Here is an 18546-nt window from a genome sequence, read left to right as displayed (position 1 = left end):
CCGACTTTCAGGAATTCGCGAGGTCGCGATCGAATAGCTGACCGAACCCGGTCACCTTGCTCCGGTTCTTCATGAGTTGCAGGGAATGCCAGACAAGTGCCTGATTGCTTGTCACAACGGGCTTTCCAAGTTTTTGCTCCAGTTCCTCGACTACAAGAGCCGACCGAAGCGCCGTGCAGGAAATAAAAAGCGCATCGGCATCCGCATCACAGACCTGCATCGCCGCCTCGGAAATAGCGCTCAAGGGAATCCCCGTCATCTCGATGTCATCTCCAAGGCCAAAGCCGTCGATATCGAGTATGTTAAACCCTTCCGCAGCGAAACAGGCGACAATGGCCTCGTTTACATCCTCGGTATAAGGCGTGAGAATTGAGATTTTTTTGGCTTTAAGCGCCCGCAAGGCGGCGCTTGCCGCAGCAATGGGATTGGTGCAGGGAATGCCCGGCTGTGCAATCTGGATAAGCCGTTCTAGCTCCGCCTCACCGATCGCGGCCGTGCCGGACGTACAGCCATAAATCATGACATCAACCCCCAGTCCGGGCAGGATGCCTTTTGCGGCGCGGGTAATGTCTCCGCTCATCCCACGCAGGTTTTCAATGGTAACCGGATTTGCATTCATCACACGGTTGGTGAAAAGGTCCACCCCTGCCGGAAAGATGCGCCGCAAATCCGTCTCGCTGTTATAATCCGTTGCAAGTGCGACCAGTCCAACGCGACCGCCGGGCGCAATGTCATCAAACACATATTCTATATCCATTTGCGTCACCCTATAACCGGAAGAGCCGGGTCCGCGCGGCGGCTTAGCATCCGGGCGCCATCCTCGGTAATGACAATATTCTCTTCATGCACCATCTGCTTACCGGGGGCAAACTCCATTCCCGGCTCCAGCGTCAGGACAACACCCGGTTCCAGCTCCGTCTGGTCTTCCGGCGTATTGGAGGGCCATTCCGTCAGCTCCATACCGAGCCCATGGCCGAGCCTGCCAACCGAGTTTCCAAGCGCACCGCCCTTTTCCATGACCGCCCACATCGCCGCCCAGACATCGCTGGTCGTTGCACCGGGACGCGCGGCGACAAACCCGGCTTCCGTTGCCGCAAAAACCACGTCATAGGCACGGCGGACATCATCATCGGCAGAGCCAAAAGCATAGTTGCGGTCAAAGTCACAAAAATAACCGTCAAAGGTAGCGCCGGTATCAATAATTAGCACATCCCCCGTCTCAATAATTCTATCTGTCGGTCCCATGATAATACTGTCATATCCACCGGGGCCCGACCCTGAAATCAGATAGGGAATTGTGTCCGCTCCCCTTTCCAGAAGGTCAATGCGCATTCGGTGGCAGTTCTGCCTTTCACTCTCGCCTGATTTAAGGCTGTTGGGAAGGTTTTCAAACACATCCGATGCAAGATCGCAGATGTAATGGATCTTTTCGATCTCGGCAGGGGATTTCACATATCGAAGACGATGTAGCAACATCGACGCATCGGCCACCTCGAAGGCGTTGAGGTCCGCCAAAAGTTTTGCGTAGTCTCCGGCGGGCATTCTTAAATGGCTCTCATGGCCGAGCGGCACACCCAAACGGCCAAATTTTCGGGGAAGCTGAAGGATGACATCGCGAAGCAGGGTAATTCCGTCATCCGCCGGTCGCGGTGCCGGCCAGGTATGAATATCGTCTATCCAGGTACTTGCCATTCCCGCTGCGCCGATTTCGGGAATAACGGCAATCGGCTTGCCTGCCGCAGGGATGACAACAAACCAGGGACGTGTGGGGCTTTCCCAGAATTGCGTCAAGAAGCCGGTGAAATAGCGAACATCTGGCTCCGTCGTCAACAGGATCGCATCCAGTTTTGCCGCATGCATCCGGGCCTGAGCCTTCTGCAGCCTCATTTCGAATTCCGACGAGTCAAACCCGCGTGTCGGTTTTGGCATCATGGCACAAACTCCCTAACCCGAACTTTCAAGACGCGGCGGCATGTGGATTTTCACATCCGGCGGATCGCTGCCCAGCCGTTCAATCTCAACCAGACAGCTCAAGGCGGATGGGCCACACGCAATACCGGATGTCGGAAAATCCCGTGTTAAAACATTCGGATTTCCATGGCGGCAGCATTCGGGATCATTTTCCCAATCCGGATCATACCAGGCGCCCGTCGCCATCATTATAACCCCCGACCGCACATTCTTATCAAGTTTGGCCGCGCTGATGCAGCGCCCCCGCCCATTAAACAGGCGCACAATGTCTCCATCGTTAATGCCACGGGCAGCCGCATCCTCCGGATTAAGTCGGCAAGGCTCCCGCTCCTTAACCTTACCCGCGCGGCTATGGGCGCTCGGATCAAGCTGGCTGTGAAGCCGTCGCTCCGGCTGGTGAGTGATCAGATGCAACGGATATCGGTCAGTACTTTCGGCCCCAAGCCATTCTTGCGGTTCCTGCCAGACCGGATGGCCGGGGTTATCTCGCAGGCCAAATCCCGAGATTGCCTCACTGAAAATCTCGATCCGTCCGGACGGGGTCTTGAGGGGCGCAGACACGGGGTCGTTACGAAAATCCCGGAGCATCACCCGAGCATCTCGCGGGGGTTTAAGACAAAGGCTGCCGCGTTCCAGAAACTCCTCAAATTCCGGCAGATCGTGATTGAACTTTTTTCCCCGCTCCCGGCTTTCATCATAAAGCTTTCTTATCCAGCTCGCCTCATCCAAGCCGCCGCGAAATTCCGACTCAAAGCCCTTTTCCGTATTGGCCCATGCGCTCAGACGGCTAGCCAGCCCCGCAAAGATATCATGGTCATTCCGGGACATGGCGTATGGCTCCGCCACTTTATTCATTACAACCAGATAGCTGTCCCGGGTTGAAGCCGCAAGGTCATTCCGTTCCAGCGCAATGGTTGTCGGCAGGACGATATCAGCATGACGGGCCGTGGCCGTCCAGAATGGATCATGGACCACCACGGTTTCAATTTGCCGCCAGGCGCGCCTTAAGCGATTGAGGTCCTGATGATGATGATACGGATTACCACCAGCCCAATACACCAGCCGGACATCAGGATAGCGATAGGTGCCGCCATTGTAGTGAAATTTCTCTCCCGGATTTAGAAGCATATCCGCGATCCGGGCCACGGGAATAAAACTGCCAACCGGATTTTTCCCCGCAGGCAAAGCCGCCCAGGGAAGATATGCCCTGTCACTACCAACTCCATTTACAGCGCCAAGACCAAGTCCAAATCCGGTTCCGGGCTTGCCGATCCCGCCCAGCATGCAGGCCAGCACAACAGCCATCCAGATCGGCTGCTCTCCATTCTGCTGACGTGTCAGGGACCAACTCGCATTCAGAAAGGTCGGCCTTGTGGCCATTTTCCGAGCGAGAAACACAATACGATCCGCCTCAAGCTCCACGATAGGCGCCGCCCAGGATGCCGATTTAGGCTGGCCATCCGTCTCCCCTATCAAATACGAAAGGAAGCGCTCAAAGCCGACGCAATACCGGTCAAGAAACTCCTGATCCTGCAACCCCTCATTGACGAGCGTATGGGCAATCGCCAGCATTAGCGCAACATCCGTGTTCGGACGGGTGGGCATCCATTCCGCGCCCAATTCGTCGCTCACATCGGATTGGCAGGGGCCTATATTGATGAACTCGATACCCGCAGCCCGTGCGGCCCGCATATCGCCGGGCTGGCTATGACGCCCGGCACCGCCGGCGTTCATCTGCGAATTCCTGGATGCCATCCCACCAAAGGCAACGACCAAAGACCCCGATTCCGCAATAGACCGCCAGGAGGTATGCGTCTCCAGCAACTCCGCCATTGGGCCGACGATATGAGGCAGGATAACCTCAGCCGCCGCATAGCTGTATGAATCGCGCGACGTCGTGCAACCGCCATACATGTTCATGAACCGCCGAAGCTGGCTCTGGGCATGATGGAACCGACCAGCGCTTGCCCAACCATAAGATCCAGCGTAAATCGATTCATGGCCAAAATTATCGCGAACCCGATCAAGCTCCGCCGAGACCAAATCCAGTGCCGTCTCCCAATCAACCGGAACAAAAGCGTCCTGTCCGCGCAATGTCCGGTCGCTTTGCACCCCCTTTTCAAGGAAACCCCGCCGGACCATCGGCTGGGGAATGCGACAAGGGCCGGTTCGGGTATCAATTATGGCACTGCCGATAGGAGACGCCGCGGGGTCTTCCTCAAATGCCGTCAGTGAGACAGGCTCGCCATCTTTCATTTCAACCCGGTAGGTTCCCCAATGCGACGATGTAAGTGGGCTTGGCATCCGGTTATCCCGCCTCCGGCCCTTCCGTAATAAAAATCAGGCAACGGCTGTCCGGCGGAAGCGAGAGGTTCTCCAATGCAGCGGTGGTTGCCGCTCCGCTCGGCGTCGTATGTATATGATGATGCGCCAGCATATCAACAGCCGCGATCGCCGCCGCGTCCGAGACCTGAAGAAATCCGTTTGCATCATGCTTCAGCGATTGAAACGCGATAAGAGAGGCATCTTTGCAATCCAGTCGACCCATGTTTGATTCCGGCCCTTCAACCCGCGTCAGCTGTTTGTTCCTGACGCTCATCATAAGACAGGGGGCCGCCTCCGGCTCAACAATAAATATCTCCGGCTGTTCCGTCCAATAATCGCGAATATGTCCGGCGACAGCGGCAGCAAGACCTCCGACACCGGCCTGCAGAAAGACATGGGTCGGCCAGTGACCGGTTTTTACAAACTCTTTCCGACATTCCTCAGCCAGAACCGTGTACCCTTCCATTACGAGGGCCGGCCGCTCCGTATAACCTTCCCAGGAACCATCCGCGAGCAGCAGCCAACCATTTTCATTCGCGGCATCCATGGCCGCCTTGACGCTGTCTTCATAGGAACCGGAGGTGCGCACCACTTTTGCATCAAGCGCCCGGATACGATTGGCGAATTCTTCCGGAACCGCGGCGGCGAGATAGATAACGGCATGGGCACCGAATATCCGCGCTCCGGCGGCAACGGAAAGGCCATGATTACCGGCACTCGCGGTAATAAAGGTCATCTTCTCCGCCTGACGACGTGCAACCTCACTTTCCAGATCTGAAGTTCCCGCAACATCAGAAATCATCTGCGCAACGGCAAACGCACCGCCCAGCGCCTTGAAGCTGCCCAGCCGCATGCGATGGGACTCATCTTTTATAATAAGCTGTGCAACGACGAAATGGCTGGCTAACTCGGCATGCTCGTACAGCGGTGTCGGCTTGTACACCGGACATTGCTGTAACAATGCCATCGGACGTTCTGACGCTGTTCTGAACGCACGCAGAACAGCTTTTGCCTCTGGGGATTTTTTTGAACTCATAGTCATTGCAGATTATAAAGTTTTTCGACGCTGGAAATGTCACTAAAAGATAATAGTTGACTAAATTTATCAGCAGCAGAACATATTTTGACCGATCACTAACATATCGGATTTCATTGGCGGAAACTGCTATTAAACAGGCCCCTCACACGTCCGTCTTGCAAAAAGTCAGTTGTTGCGGGCGTATCGTCTTTGATACTTTCGCTCAAGCCAAATGGCAATATACGCCGACGGAACGGAGACAATCAGGAAGAACAAGCCGACCAGCGTCATCGGTTCAAGATATTTGTAGTGACTGTTACTATAAATGTTTGCGGCATTGAAAAGCTCCACCACGGTGATCGCCGACAACAAGGGCGTTTCCTTGAACATCGTAATCAGATAGTTCGCGAGCGGCGGTATCATCGGCGGGATAGCCTGAGGCAGGATTACATATCGCATGGTTTGATAGGGACGATAGTTCAATGACTTCGCCGCCTCCCACTGACCAGTCGGTACATTCTCGATACCGGCACGGAAGACCTCAGACGTATAGGTACTGAAATGCAGACCGAGCCCGATAATACCGGCCTCAAGCGGTTCAAGGAAAATGCCAAAATCCGGCAACACGTAAAAAAGGAAGTAAAGCTGAACAAGCAAGGGGGTGCGGCGGATAAACTCTGAAATCCAGTAGGTGCTTAGAGAAATAATCCTGGAATTAGACATTCTCAGAATGGCAAGGATCAACCCGAGAGCATAGGCAACCAGCGCGCCTATGATTGTCGCCTGAACCGTGATAACAAGACCTTCCAGCATTTGCGGCAGGACGTCATAGACAACTTTCCAGCTCCAGTTCATAGGCTAGATCCCCTTCCTGATGGTCAAGTTCCGGCCCTTGGCAATCTTGTTCGCAATAAAATCCGTTATTGCCACCAGGCAGGAAGCGATAACGAAGTAAATCACCATGATTACCAGGAAAGGCTCCAATGTAAGGGCGGTTTGGACGCGAATTATCTGCGCCATAAAGGTAAGATCGGAAATTGTAATCAGAGAGGCAACAGCCGTCAGCTTCAGAAGCTCGATCAGCAAGTTTCCAAACGTTGGAATCATGACCGGGATCGCCTGCGGCAACAGGATATAGCGGAACTTCTGGTAACTCGTGTAATTCAGCGCCGTTGCAGCCTCATGCTGTGTCCGCGGAACGGCCTGAATAGCGCCGCGCACAACCTCTGAACCATAGCTGCCTAAGTTAAAGCCACAGGCAATAATCCCGGCAAGGAGAGGGGACAAATGAATCCCGAGCAACGGCAATACATAAAACATAAAAAACATCTGTACGATGGCAGATGTGCCCCGGAAGAACTCCAGATAAATGACTGCGGCTACACGAACGGCTGCAAATCGGGAAAAGCGCGACAAACCAACAGTGAAAGCGATAATCAAGGCAACAATCGCACTGGCAACTGTCAATTCAATTGTCGTAATCGTCCCACTAATGATAATCGGCGTATATTCTAGGACCTGATCCATTTTTGCTGCTTTCGGAATGCTGCCCCTTTGTTAGGAGCAGCATTCATCTGAACATTAAGCCAAATAAATCGACAATCAGTTTCCGGGACAGAAATCATCCCGCTTCACGCTCAGGGTTGCTTCTGTAGAAAAGCCATATGGTTCGATAATCTTTGCGAACTCACCACTTTCCTTCAGCTCAGCCAAGGCGGAGTCATAGGCATCCCTGAATTCCGCATCATCGGGATTAAAGGCCGCACCGGCGCAGCCCATGGGAACGCCTTTAACAGGCATGACCAGCTCCAGGTTCGGATCGTTGGTTTTCTTCAACAGATCGGCTGTCCCCAACCCCGAAAGAGCGAAAACATCCACACGACCCTGCTGCAGCATCTTGATGCCACTGGGCGGATCAGTGAAAACCTTGATCTGCTCTTTCTTGACACCCCGTTCCAGCGCATAGGCCTCCTCGGCACAACCCGCGCAGGTCGTCATAGTCAGTTCAGGGTTGGCGGCAATGTCTTCATAAGTCAGAAGGTTATGCGGGTTGCCCTTGGGAACGGCGAAAGCCTCCGCTCCGCAGAGATCGGGTTCAGAGTAAATGATAGATTCACAGCGCTTGGGTTTGATGTAAAGCCCTGAGGTCGCCATATCCACGCGGCGGGCCATCAATGCGGGGATCATTGATCCATAGGCAACGAGTTTTGCTCTGAGTTCAGGCACGCCGAGTTTTGCCATCACGGCGCGGGCGACGTCCGGCGCCGCCCCTGTCACATAGCCATCGCCCTTAATGTCACTGTAGGGTGGCTCATTCGCAACGGCGACCGTTGCATATCCTTGCGCACGCAAGTCATCCAATGTCCCGGCAACTCCGATAGTCGCTGTTGCCGTTAGTGCTATCGCGCCGATCGCCGCGAGTCCCATTGTTTTTGTTACCAGTCTCATCATGACACTTATCCCTTTCTCTGTTGATTCCTCACTCAGTAAATTGACGTCCTTTTTATGGAATTTCCCCGATAATCTGCCTGAGGAAATTTCGGGTTCTCTCTTCTTTCGGATTTTTGAATATTTCATTTGGCGGGCCGGATTCGACGATTTGCCCCTTTTCGAAAAACAGGACGCGATCAGCAAAGTCCCGGGCGAAATTCATCTCATGCGTCACTGTCAGCATGGTCGTGTCCGAGGTTTCCGCCAGCAGCCTCAGCACGTTGAGGACCTCCTCCACCAGCTCCGGATCAAGCGCCGAAGTCACCTCATCAAAGAGCATGATTTTGGGGTCCATCGCCAGAGCCCGCGCGATCGCAACACGCTGCTGCTGTCCGCCGGAAAGCTGATGGGGATAATGATTCTGCTTTTCCTCCAGACCAACGAGCGCCAGCAACTCCCTTGCCTTGTTCGTCGCGTCTGACTTGTCGACGCCCTTGATCAGAATCTGCGGCTGTTCGATATTTGCAATCGCCGTTAAATGAGGAAAAAGATTAAACTGCTGGAATACCATCCCGATATTCTCGCGCATTTTACGCAGGTGTCTTTCGCTGGCCGGCACCAGCTCATCATTCACCTTCTGATGCCAAAGATAATCTCCCTCAACCATGACATGGCCACTGTTGATTGTTTCCAGTGTCATCAATATCCGCAAAATTGTTGTTTTTCCTGAGCCGCTCGGTCCGATAAGAGCCAGCTTTTCTCCGGCTTCGACATGCATATCCAGATGTCGGAGAACCTGTAGATCGCCATAGGCTTTCGATACATTCTGGAATTCAATAATCCGGCTCATATTTTGCTATCCCGTGGTAATGTTTGATGATATTTGGGGTGCATGAAATATCGAAAATATATAAAAACTCTCTTCATATAGACAAAAGCATGATTCCTGAGAAAAATATTTAAATTCCAAAATGTTAATTCCTGTTTTTAGGCACATTCAATAAATGATACTTTCAAATAATAAGCTTATCGGCATAATTTTATTAATTTATTCAAAATTGCTCAATTTTTGATATAATTTATCATTTTAATGTGATATTTGATCTGTTATTTTCACAATATAATGGGATTTAGCTTATTATATTCCCTGAAATTGGATTAATGGGGCTAAAAATCTCGCGAAACGTGCAAAAAAAATCAGGTATTTTTGTTCATTTTAAAAAATTGTCTAAAAACAGGAATTAAAGCGCGATTAGCGTGTAAATCTGAATAAATTTGGGGGAAATATGAGTGAATTGACAGAAAATGACTATATTATTCTGCAACTTCTACAGGAAAATGCGCGCGAAAAGCTGGAAACAATGGCATATGAGACCGGGCTTTCAGTTGCAACAATACAAAGGCGCATCAAATACTTGAAAAAGGCCGGCATTATTATGGGGGAAACCGCTCTGGTGGCGCCAGACTCTATCGGTTATCTGATGACTTTTCTCATTCTTGTCGAGCTGGAACGCGAGCGCATTGACCAGGTTGACGCCTTCAAGCGCAAGGTGAAAGCGGAACCCTACATCCAGCAATGTTACTACATTACGGGCGATGCCGATTTTGCCCTGATCGCCCTCGCAAAAGATATGCAGGATTTCGAAAGCCTGACAAAGCGTCTGTTCTTTGCCGATGCAAACGTGAAGCGGTTTCGGACATCTGTAGTCATGAACCGTACAAAAGTGGGGCTGACCGTTCCTCTCACCTAGTTATAGGACAGGCAAATAGTCAGAACCGACATCAATTTGAAAAGGAAGTGGTGCCGCTGGGGTGACTCGAACACCCGACCTACGCATTACGAATGCGGTGCTCTACCAACTGAGCTACAGCGGCACATCGTAAATTTCGGCAACATATAGTCTGTCGCGAAAAGAAGAGCAAGCGTTTCGTGAACTCGCGCAAGATTGTTTTTTGGCTAGTTCGTCGGCGCGATCTCGCGCACAATCTCTGCCTCGATTACTTCAGGGTCAGGAGAACCACGATCAACATTGCGCCAGGTGAAACTGTCAAAGCTGTCACAAGCGGGACAATGGGCGTGCCATTTCTCTTCCTGCCGCCCGCAGGAATCGCAAATCCAGAGCGGGTCCTGCGGTGCGAGAGAGCTTTTTACGATCCATTCACGCGCGGCAAATGCGTCTGCATTGGCCTTTTCTTCGAGTTCTGCCAGCATCCGGAAAATACTGGCCGGAGGGTTGTCGCCGCCAGCTTTCATCAGATGCTCCCGCGCCGGGCCCCAGTCATTTGACGCCAGGGCCGCCTTGGCCAGCATCAGATGGGTTTCCGTGTGATCCGGATTATGCGGCGCGACCGTCTCCTTCGCCCGGCGGAACCAGTCCCGCGGCTGTTCCCCGGCAACTGTCTTTCGGATTACCTCGGCGAGATCGCGATGCGCTGCATGCTCCCATGTCTCCGCAATCAGCTTATGAAGCTTGCGCGAGGCCCCTTTGTCCGCCGTCAGTTTAACGACAAGCGCAGCTGCTGGTACGAAACTCCGATCCAACTCATGCGCTTGCTCTGCAAGAGAGAGAGCGTCTGCATCCCGCTTCTCCTTAACCGCAATGAGGGCCTGTTCATAGGTAATAACCGCCTTTGCCCGCCGGACGGCCTCTCCCTTCGCCGCCTTGCCGCGCGTCATCCGCGAGAGCGTCTGGTCCGCTGTTTCCCAGTCCCGCAGTTTCAGGGCAAGTTCATATTGCTCCTTCAGAACCCAGGCTGTGCCGGGACGCAGCTCATCCGCCCGTTTAGTAAGCGCCTGCGCCTTCTTGAGGTCCCCCTCGGTAATGGCCCGGTTGATGAGTCCCCGTAAGCCCAGGAATTCCGTATCCTCACGTTTCATCATTCGGTCGTAATAAATGCTGGCCGCACGATTATCATCATTCAGCTCTGCTGCCTGTGCCGCCAGCAGAAGCGTCATTGGCTCGCCGGAAAGATGCTTCTCCGCCGCAACCGCCTGCCGCCGGGCCTCCACGGCATCGCCGGCTGCGATCGCGACCATGCCGTTTGAAATGGCTTCAAGTCCCTTGTTCCGCCTGCGGTCGGAAAAGATCGCGCCAAGGCGCCCCGGACCATGTTTGATCCAGATCCAGAAACGATACAAAAGGGCTACGACAACCGCAAAGACGAGCGCCAAGGCGCCGACAATGACAATAGAGGTTTCAACGACATATCCGCCCCAGGTCAGGCGAACATCACCCGGATAGTCCGAGAGCCAGACAGCGGCCGTCGCAATAAGGACAATCAGAGCGAAAACGATGATGGTTCGTAACATGTCTGACCCTCTAGTTTGATGCCGGTGCGGCCACTGCTGTCGCTGTTGCTTCCTGCAGCAACCCGGCAATGGATTGCTCGACTGTCAGGCGGGTTTTTGCTTTTTCAAGCCAGGGAGACGCGACTTCCGCCGCCGATCCGGACAGCTTCTCTATTTCCGTAACGGCTTTATTCAGGTCATTGTCATCAAGGGCCTGTTCCGCCCGGGCAACCACTGCATCCGCATCGTCCCCGTCCGTCTCATCTACACGGCGAAATTTCACGGCGGAAGCAATCCGGTGAAGCGCCTGACCATACCATGTCTCTTCGGAGGGAAGCCGGGCGGATTGGCTGATATCCGTTGCAATGGCGGTAAAATCCTTCTGCAAAGTTGTCATAGTCGGCGCCCCGACCTCGGCAATCGGTTTCAGCTTGTCTATCGCATCAGCGAATTTATCGCCGCTGACCGCGGAAACCTGTTGCAGGCCGTTCTCAAACGGCTCATCGCTTCGTGTTTCCCGTTGCAGTTGACCAATTGCCAGCAACATCAGCGTACGCTGGTTTTCTGCCGCTTCCTTGGATTTATCAGCAATTTCGGACTTCAGCGCCGTTTCCAGCGAGAAAATCTGCGTGGACTGGGACTTCACTTCCTCCCGTTCATTTGCCAGATCCGATTGGAGGTTGCTGATCTGGGTTTTGAGATCAAGCAATGTAGTTTTCAGATCAACGATCTGATTCTGGACTTCCGGGCTTGGCGCTGCTGTCGCAGGCTCCGCATTCTCGATGCCGGATATCGCCTCCTTCTGCTCTGAGAGCTCCGCGAGCACCGTGGTCAGCTTCTGCTCCTGCGCATCAAGCTGCGACGACAGATCCGCTATTCTGCCATCATCCGCTGCGGGCGCTGCCGAGGTTGTTTCCGGCCTGTCCTCCAGTTTCCGGATTCGGTCCGAAAGGGCGGTGTAGTCCGATTTAAGCGCCGTCTCAACCTCTTTGATTGCCGCAGTCATATCCGGAGTATCGGCTGTTTCCTGCGTGCCGAACTGACCCGCTATGATCGCGGCTGACTCCGCCGGCAGATAGGGCGCGAGCCGTGGATAGAGAAGCGGCCATGCCGCCAGTCCAAGGCAGAAAACAAAGATCAGCGCGACCAGAACAAGCCCGGCCCGAGATTTCGGCTTCGCTGTTTCAGAACCGGACGCTTTACCATCCGCCGGATCAGCGGACGCGCTACTCTTGTCTTCCGCACCGACAGAGGGCACGGCGGTTTTACCCTCGACCTTGCTTTTGCCGGATTCTTTATCGGACATCTCTCGCTCCCTTGGCTTGCCGGGTTTACCTTCCTGCTGCCTAGATTGGCTGACAGCCGCCAGCAAGGCAAGCAGGTTTTCCTGGCTGGGTTCTGTGGCAACCTCGACAGACTGCCATTCCAGATCGCTGATTTTATCCGCCACTGCCCTGCTGAGGCAAAATGCCGTCACTGACGCCAGGTGAGGCACCAATTCCACTGATTTAGCAAGATCAGCAAATATCGCGCCGGTCCGCGGCGAATAAAACAGAACCGCCTCAATATTACCGTCCTTAATCTCTTTTATCACTTTCGGATCAAGGGATGTTGCGGCTTTCGCTTCATAAAGAACAGTGCGGTCACATTGAAAGCCCGCTTCGGCCAACAGGCCGGAAAGATCCCCGGCAACATGCGATCCGGCAATATGGACAAGTTTCCCCGCTTTCGGATCGCACTCCGATTTTACTCTCTCCGCAAGGGTAGTAACATCGCCTCCTGCAGCCTTGACGTTTGAAAACCCTTCATTGTGAAGCGCCTCGGCCGTCGCTTCTCCGACCGCGAAAACAAGAATATTGCGTGGTTTCAGGGCCTGCCCGAGGGCTCGCGCACCATTCGCGCTGGTCACCAGTAACGCCTGCACCCCATCCACATCCACGGTTTTATTCGGCAGGTTTTCAATCGCCATCATCGACGCAAGGCGGGATTCATATCCCATCTTTTTCAGAATTCGCGCAAGTCGGGAACCATCCGGCTCGGGTCTGGTAATCAGTATCGTCATCATGACCTACTTTACAGGACGAAAGTCAAATTGGCATCCTCTGCCTGAACTTTTAGTTCCTTACCGAGACGCTCCCCGAGGGCGATCGCCTCGGAAATATCCGCTTGACCGCTGGCATCGAAGCGAAGAGAACCGTCCGTTGCCAGGACGCTGGCCCGAAAGTCCAACATGTTGCCGTCCACCAGTTCGGCATATCCGGCAATCGGGGTCCGGCAGGAACCGTCCAGAACCGCAAGCATGGCCCGTTCGCAGGAAATCCGCGCATAACTGACCGAATCATTGATTGGCGCGAGCAGGGCCGCGATTTCCTCATCCTCCAGACGCCGTTCGATCCCGATAGCGCCCTGGGCTACGGCGGGAAGCATATCATCGACATGCATCAACTCCGTGATCACATCTTCCTTGCCGAGGCGTTTAAGCCCGGCAAGAGCCAGCAGCGTTGCGTCGGCCTTCCCTTCCGCAAGCTTGCGAAGCCGCGTCTCCACACTACCACGCAGGATATCGACCTTCAAATCCGGTCGGCGGTTCAGGATTTGCGCCTGACGGCGAAGGCTGGCAGTGCCGACTAGCGAACCGGAGGGAAGATCGGCAAGGCTCTTACCACTCGCAGAGATAAAGGCATCGCGGGCATCTTCGCGCGGCAAAATACAGTCGATGATAAGTTCAGGCGACAGCTCCGTTTCCATATCTTTCATGGAGTGCACGGCAAAATCGATCTCGCCGGATATCAGCGCTTCCTCGATCTCCTTGACGAATAAACCCTTTCCGCCCACTTCGCTGAGGGCGCGGTCCTGAATACGGTCACCCGTTGTTTTGATCACCCTGATTTCAAGCTGCTCCGGCTCAAGCGCGCCTTCATGGGCGGCGAGAAGCCGCGTTCGCGTCTCCTCCGCCTGGGCCAACGCCAGCGGGCTTCCGCGAGTTCCGATCTTGTATGTTTTGACAAAGGTCATATTGCGGGATATTTCCTCAAGTGTTAGAGCCTTATGCAATGTGCACCGCTTTGTAATAGAAAACAAATGCCAAACAAACAAGTGATAGTCCTCGGGCTGGAAAGCAGCTGCGATGAAACGGCCGCGGCGGTGGTAACGGCGGATAAGGAAGTTCTCGCCAATGTCGTTCTCTCGCAAAATGATGCCCACGCCCCGTTCGGCGGTGTGGTGCCGGAAATCGCCGCCCGGGCCCATGTCACGGAAATGGACCGGCTTGTGGACCAGGCGATGACGGGGGCGGGTGTAGATTATTCTGACCTGTCTGCCGTGGCGGCAACGGCCGGACCCGGCCTGATCGGCGGCGTTCTTGTCGGGCTCATGACGGCAAAAGCGATCGCGTCTGTCGCGGGTGTTCCGCTGATCGGCGTCAATCATCTGGAAGGTCATGCCCTCACCGCACGGCTGAGCGATGGCGTCTCCTTTCCCTATCTCCTATTGCTGGTCTCCGGCGGCCATTCACAGATTCTGGTCGTGGAAGGCGTCGGCCGGTACCGTCGCATCGGCACCACCATCGACGACGCAGTGGGAGAGGCCTTTGATAAAACGGCAAAGATGCTAGAACTCGGCTTTCCGGGCGGACCCGCCGTTGAGCGTGCCGCGAGGACGGGTAATCCGAACCGCTTTGATTTTCCCCGGCCCATGAAAGGACGGGAAGGATGCAATTTCTCCTTCTCCGGCCTTAAGACCGCCGTTCGACAGGCGCGTGAAACACTGGGCGCCACGGCGACCGAGACGGACATTTCCGATCTCGCGGCCAGTTTCCAGAAAGCGGCCGTTGAAAGCCTTATAGACCGCCTCGGCAAGGCCCTTGAAACCTTCATCCGGGATTATGGGTTGGAGGGGAGTCTCGTCGTCGCTGGCGGCGTCGCCGCCAACCAATATTTGAAAGCCGCCCTTCAAACCCTGGCGGACGCCGCCGGCATCCGTCTGGTTGTGCCGCCCCCAAAGCTGTGCACCGACAACGGCGCCATGATTGCCTGGGCCGGCATTGAGCGGCTGAACGCAGGTTTTACCGACACATTCGATTTGGCGGCGCGTGCACGCTGGCCACTGGATCCTAACGCGGAACCCGCCCCTTTTGCGGGCTATAAGGCTTAACAAGCAGGACTTGAAAATGACAGAAGACGAACAGAAACAGGCAGCAGCCGCAAAAGCGGTGACCTATATAAAAGACGGAATGGTTGTCGGGCTTGGCACCGGGTCAACGGCGGCGAAAATGGTCGATCTGGTTGGAGAGAAAGTAGCGGCGGGCCTCAAGATCACTGGCGTTCCCACATCGGAGGCGACGGCGACGCAGGCCCGAAACCTTGGTATTCCCATTGTTGGTCTGGACAAAGTCAGCATCATCGACCTCACCATTGACGGCACCGACGAGGTCGATCCACAAGGTCGCCTGATAAAGGGCGGCGGCGGCGCTCATCTGCGCGAGAAAATCGTTGCCTCCCTTTCCGATAAAATGATCGTCATCGCGGAAGCAAAGAAGAAAGTGGATCAGCTTGGCGCCTTCAAACTGCCTGTCGAGGTTGTCCAGTTCGTCGCACCGGCCCTGAAACCACGGCTGGAAGCTCTAGGCTGCGATCCTGAACTCAGACTGGCCAAAGACGGAACGCCCTTCGTGACCGATGAAGGAAATTATATCTACGACTGTGATTTCGGGAAAATTGACGATGCGGAATCCCTTGCTCTTACACTGAGTACCATGCCGGGTATCGTCGAGCATGGACTGTTCATCGGCTTTGCAGATACTGTTATCATCGGAACGGACAACGGTATCGAGGTGATCGAGATTTAATTGCGTCATAAAGCAATGTTATTTCTCCACTTCGTGGCAGCTATGGTTCATGTTACTCAATCACAATCTTGAACTCTGACGGAACGGAACATGCAGAGCGGATGACAAAGATCAATGTTATTGGTGCAGGAGCCTGGGGAACGGCGCTGGCGATCACAGCACGCAACTGCGGGAACGACGTCCTCCTCTGGACGCGACAGGCAGAGCATGCAAGCGCGCTCAACCGCGACAGAACCAATCGCAAGTATCTAGACAATATCCCGCTTCCGTCAGGGATTGAGGCGACCGATGATCTTGCCCGCGCGGCCGATGCGGACATCCTTCTGCTGGTGGTGCCGGCGCAGCATGTAAGGGACGCACTCATCCAATTGAAACCGGATTTATCTCCCGACACCGTGCTTGTCATGTGCGCAAAGGGAATTGAACAGGATACAAGCTCACTGATGAGTGAAGTGATCGAAGAGATCGCACCGGAGAATACCCTCGCCATACTTTCAGGACCGAATTTCGCCCGAGAAATTGCGCAAGGACTGCCCGCCGCCGCGACGCTGGCAATCCGGGATGCGGATATCGGAGCCGCATTGGTGAAAGCAATTGGTTTGCCGACATTCCGCCCGTATCTCTCTGACGACATTATCGGCGCGCAAATCGGCGGCGCCGTCAAGAATGTGCTGGCCATCGCCTGCGGTGTTGTATCCGGCGGGCGCCTGGGAGAGAATGCCCGTGCCGCCTTGATCACCCGCGGCATGGCGGAAATCCTGCGACTCGGTGACAAACTGGGGGCCCGTGCTGAGACTCTGATGGGCCTGTCCGGGCTCGGGGATGTCGTTTTGACATGCAGCTCAACCGCCTCGCGGAACTTCTCCCTCGGGGCGGCGTTGGGTCAGGGGGATATTCTTGGAGAAATTCTGCAGCAACGCACTGCTGTAACGGAGGGCGTCTATACCGCCTCCGCCATCTGCCGCCTTGCGGAGAAATTCAATATCGAAATGCCGATCTGTTTTGCTGTCGATGAGATTCTGAACGGAGGGATCGCCGTTTCTAGCGCCGTTGAAGAATTGCTAGCCCGACCGTTTCGCGACGAAAAGCTCGCCGGTTTTTGAAGAATGAAATAGGAGAAAGAAAATGCTGTTTATCGCTCATTGCACGGACAAACCGGGACATCTGCAGGTCCGTCTTGACACACGCCCGGATCATCTTGCCTTTCTGAAAGCGAAAGGCGATGCCCTGAAGCTGGCAGGTCCGACGACGGAAGCCGATGAAGAAACCCCGAATGGCAGCCTCCTGATTTTTGAGGATGCAGACCTTGAAGCTGCGAAAGCCTGGGTTGCCGGTGATCCATATGGCACGGCAGGACTGTTCGATAGTGTTATCGTAAAGCCATGGAAACATGCCATTGGCGGAGGTCTCTAAAGGGACAGCCCGACGATTGCCATTCAACTGATATTATGATGTAGTGACCATCTAATAATAATAAAAAGCAATAGGTGGTCACATGCTGTTTTCGCAGGAGCATATCGCGCTCAAGGATACCGTTAGCCGGATTATCGACGAGCATATCAATCCGAATGTCGATTCGTGGGAAGAAGAGGGGATCTTCCCCGCCCATGATGTCATGAAGCTAATGGCGGATGCGGGCCTTCTCGGTATCGGCAAGCCAGTGCAATATGGGGGGCTGGATCTCGATTTCTCATATGAGATGGTTTTCGCGGAGGCACTCGGCAGTATTCGCGCAAATGGTGTCTCCACGGCCATCGGTGTTCAGACAACCATGTGCACCCCCGCTCTCACCAACTATGGTAGCGAGGAACTGAAGCAGGAGTTTCTAGTGCCGACGATTGCCGGTGAAATGGTGGGTTGCATTGGCGTCAGCGAGGAAGCGGCCGGATCGGATGTTGCCAATACGCGAACATATGCCAAGCGCGACGGCGACGACTATGTCATCAACGGTTCAAAGATGTGGATCACAAATGGGGTTCAGGGCGACTGGATCTGCCTGCTGGTGAATACCTCAGAAGAAGGTGGCCCGCACCGGAATAAATCCCTGATTATTGTGCCACTTAAAACAAGGGGCGTCACCGTTGCCCGCAAGCTAGACAAGATGGCGCTGCGCTGTTCCGATACGGCACAGATATTCTTCGATGATGTCCGCGTGCCCGTCCGCAACCTGATCGGCGAGGAGAATATGGGCTTCACATATCAGATGCGGCAGTTCCAGGAAGAGAGAATGTATGTGGCGGCGCGCGCGTTGCGCGGCTGTGAAATGGCGATCGAAGATACCATCGAATACACAAGCCAGCGCAAGGTGTTTGGCGACACGCTCCTCGACAAGCAGGTCGTCTATCACAAAATGGCGGAGCTGCAGACACTGGTCGAGTCCGCCCGATCATTGCTTTACCGCTCGATCGAGGAATATATCAACGGCAATGACGTCACCAAACTTGCATCGATGACAAAATATCTTGTCGGCACGCTCTGTAACAAAGTTCCGAGCGAATGCTTGCAATATTGGGGCGGACAGGGCTTTATGTCGGAGAACTGGATTTCCCGGGGATATCGCGATCTTCGACTGTCTTCCGTCGGTGGCGGCGCGAACGAGATCATGCTCGAAATCGTCGCCAAGCAGATGGGAATATTTCCGGGCAAACGCAAAAAATAGGAGCCTTG

General features: G+C 54.3%; 17 protein-coding genes and 1 tRNA gene. 6 read left to right on the top strand and 12 right to left on the bottom strand.

Annotated elements, in window-relative coordinates; all coding sequences use genetic code 11:
- Positions 1-7 precede the first annotated feature (7 nt).
- The 8 genes from AAC599_RS01910 to ehuA all read right to left on the bottom strand — a co-directional run bounded on the left by AAC599_RS01910 (position 8) and on the right by ehuA (position 8594).
- The gene (locus tag AAC599_RS01910; RefSeq protein ID WP_340148711.1) at positions 8-757 is read right to left on the bottom strand and encodes a hypothetical protein; all 750 of its coding nucleotides are present in this window, start codon (positions 755-757) and stop codon (positions 8-10) included.
- Between the two features lie 5 nt (positions 758-762).
- The gene (locus AAC599_RS01905; RefSeq protein WP_340148710.1) at positions 763-1932 is read right to left on the bottom strand and encodes a Xaa-Pro peptidase family protein; all 1170 of its coding nucleotides are present in this window, start codon (positions 1930-1932) and stop codon (positions 763-765) included.
- A gap of 12 nt (positions 1933-1944) precedes the next feature.
- The gene (locus AAC599_RS01900) at positions 1945-4275 is read right to left on the bottom strand and encodes a molybdopterin guanine dinucleotide-containing S/N-oxide reductase (protein ID WP_340148709.1); all 2331 of its coding nucleotides are present in this window, start codon (positions 4273-4275) and stop codon (positions 1945-1947) included.
- Between the two features lie 4 nt (positions 4276-4279).
- Positions 4280-5332, bottom strand: coding sequence for a diaminopropionate ammonia-lyase (locus AAC599_RS01895; protein WP_340148708.1), 1053 nt, complete (start codon positions 5330-5332; stop codon positions 4280-4282).
- Between the two features lie 168 nt (positions 5333-5500).
- A complete protein-coding gene (gene ehuD / locus AAC599_RS01890) occupies positions 5501-6169 on the bottom strand; it encodes an ectoine/hydroxyectoine ABC transporter permease subunit EhuD (RefSeq protein ID WP_340148707.1) in 669 nt (222 codons plus the stop codon).
- Between the two features lie 3 nt (positions 6170-6172).
- Positions 6173-6841 (bottom strand): ectoine/hydroxyectoine ABC transporter permease subunit EhuC, encoded by a 669-nt coding sequence (gene ehuC / locus AAC599_RS01885; protein ID WP_340148706.1) that lies wholly within the window; start codon positions 6839-6841, stop codon positions 6173-6175.
- A gap of 75 nt (positions 6842-6916) precedes the next feature.
- Positions 6917-7765: an ectoine/hydroxyectoine ABC transporter substrate-binding protein EhuB gene (gene ehuB, locus AAC599_RS01880; protein ID WP_340148705.1), complete on the bottom strand. Its 849-nt coding sequence runs from the start codon at positions 7763-7765 to the stop codon at positions 6917-6919.
- A gap of 52 nt (positions 7766-7817) precedes the next feature.
- Positions 7818-8594, bottom strand: a complete 777-nt coding sequence (gene ehuA / locus AAC599_RS01875; RefSeq protein ID WP_340148704.1) for an ectoine/hydroxyectoine ABC transporter ATP-binding protein EhuA — start codon at positions 8592-8594, stop codon at positions 7818-7820.
- Between the two features lie 436 nt (positions 8595-9030).
- Here ehuA and AAC599_RS01870 point away from each other — a divergent pair, with 436 nt between their 5' ends.
- Positions 9031-9495, top strand: coding sequence for an Lrp/AsnC family transcriptional regulator (locus AAC599_RS01870; RefSeq protein ID WP_340148703.1), 465 nt, complete (start codon positions 9031-9033; stop codon positions 9493-9495).
- Positions 9496-9543: 48 nt separating this feature from the next.
- On the opposite strand, the gene AAC599_RS01865 is transcribed toward AAC599_RS01870, so the two are convergent.
- The 4 genes from AAC599_RS01865 to hemC all read right to left on the bottom strand — a co-directional run bounded on the left by AAC599_RS01865 (position 9544) and on the right by hemC (position 14048).
- Positions 9544-9619: transfer RNA gene (locus tag AAC599_RS01865), tRNA-Thr, on the bottom strand.
- A gap of 82 nt (positions 9620-9701) precedes the next feature.
- Positions 9702-11054: a heme biosynthesis HemY N-terminal domain-containing protein gene (locus tag AAC599_RS01860; protein ID WP_340148702.1), complete on the bottom strand. Its 1353-nt coding sequence runs from the start codon at positions 11052-11054 to the stop codon at positions 9702-9704.
- Between the two features lie 10 nt (positions 11055-11064).
- Positions 11065-13095 carry a uroporphyrinogen-III synthase gene (locus AAC599_RS01855; protein WP_340148701.1) on the bottom strand — a complete coding sequence of 677 codons (2031 nt, stop codon included), beginning with the start codon at positions 13093-13095 and terminating at the stop codon, positions 11065-11067.
- Between the two features lie 11 nt (positions 13096-13106).
- Positions 13107-14048: a hydroxymethylbilane synthase gene (gene hemC / locus AAC599_RS01850; protein ID WP_293961572.1), complete on the bottom strand. Its 942-nt coding sequence runs from the start codon at positions 14046-14048 to the stop codon at positions 13107-13109.
- A gap of 66 nt (positions 14049-14114) precedes the next feature.
- On the opposite strand from hemC, the gene tsaD reads away from it, so the two are divergent.
- From tsaD to AAC599_RS01825, 5 genes are all read left to right on the top strand, one after another.
- Positions 14115-15185 carry a tRNA (adenosine(37)-N6)-threonylcarbamoyltransferase complex transferase subunit TsaD gene (gene tsaD / locus AAC599_RS01845; RefSeq protein ID WP_340148700.1) on the top strand — a complete coding sequence of 357 codons (1071 nt, stop codon included), beginning with the start codon at positions 14115-14117 and terminating at the stop codon, positions 15183-15185.
- 16 nt (positions 15186-15201) lie between these two features.
- Entirely contained in the window at positions 15202-15879 is a 678-nt protein-coding gene (gene rpiA / locus AAC599_RS01840; protein WP_340148699.1) for a ribose-5-phosphate isomerase RpiA, read from the top strand.
- Between the two features lie 101 nt (positions 15880-15980).
- Positions 15981-16982: an NAD(P)H-dependent glycerol-3-phosphate dehydrogenase gene (locus tag AAC599_RS01835; RefSeq protein ID WP_340148698.1), complete on the top strand. Its 1002-nt coding sequence runs from the start codon at positions 15981-15983 to the stop codon at positions 16980-16982.
- Positions 16983-17004: 22 nt separating this feature from the next.
- On the top strand, positions 17005-17292 hold the full coding sequence (locus AAC599_RS01830) for a YciI family protein (protein ID WP_340148697.1): 288 nt from the start codon (positions 17005-17007) through the stop codon (positions 17290-17292).
- 82 nt (positions 17293-17374) lie between these two features.
- On the top strand, positions 17375-18538 hold the full coding sequence (locus tag AAC599_RS01825; protein ID WP_340148696.1) for an acyl-CoA dehydrogenase family protein: 1164 nt from the start codon (positions 17375-17377) through the stop codon (positions 18536-18538).
- Positions 18539-18546 lie beyond the last annotated feature (8 nt).

Origin of the sequence: uncultured Sneathiella sp. (assembly GCF_963976355.1) — a bacterium.
Lineage (GTDB): Bacteria > Pseudomonadota > Alphaproteobacteria > Sneathiellales > Sneathiellaceae > Sneathiella.
The sequence above is the reverse complement of the archived record's forward strand: the minus strand, read 5'-3'. Positions and strand labels throughout refer to the sequence as shown.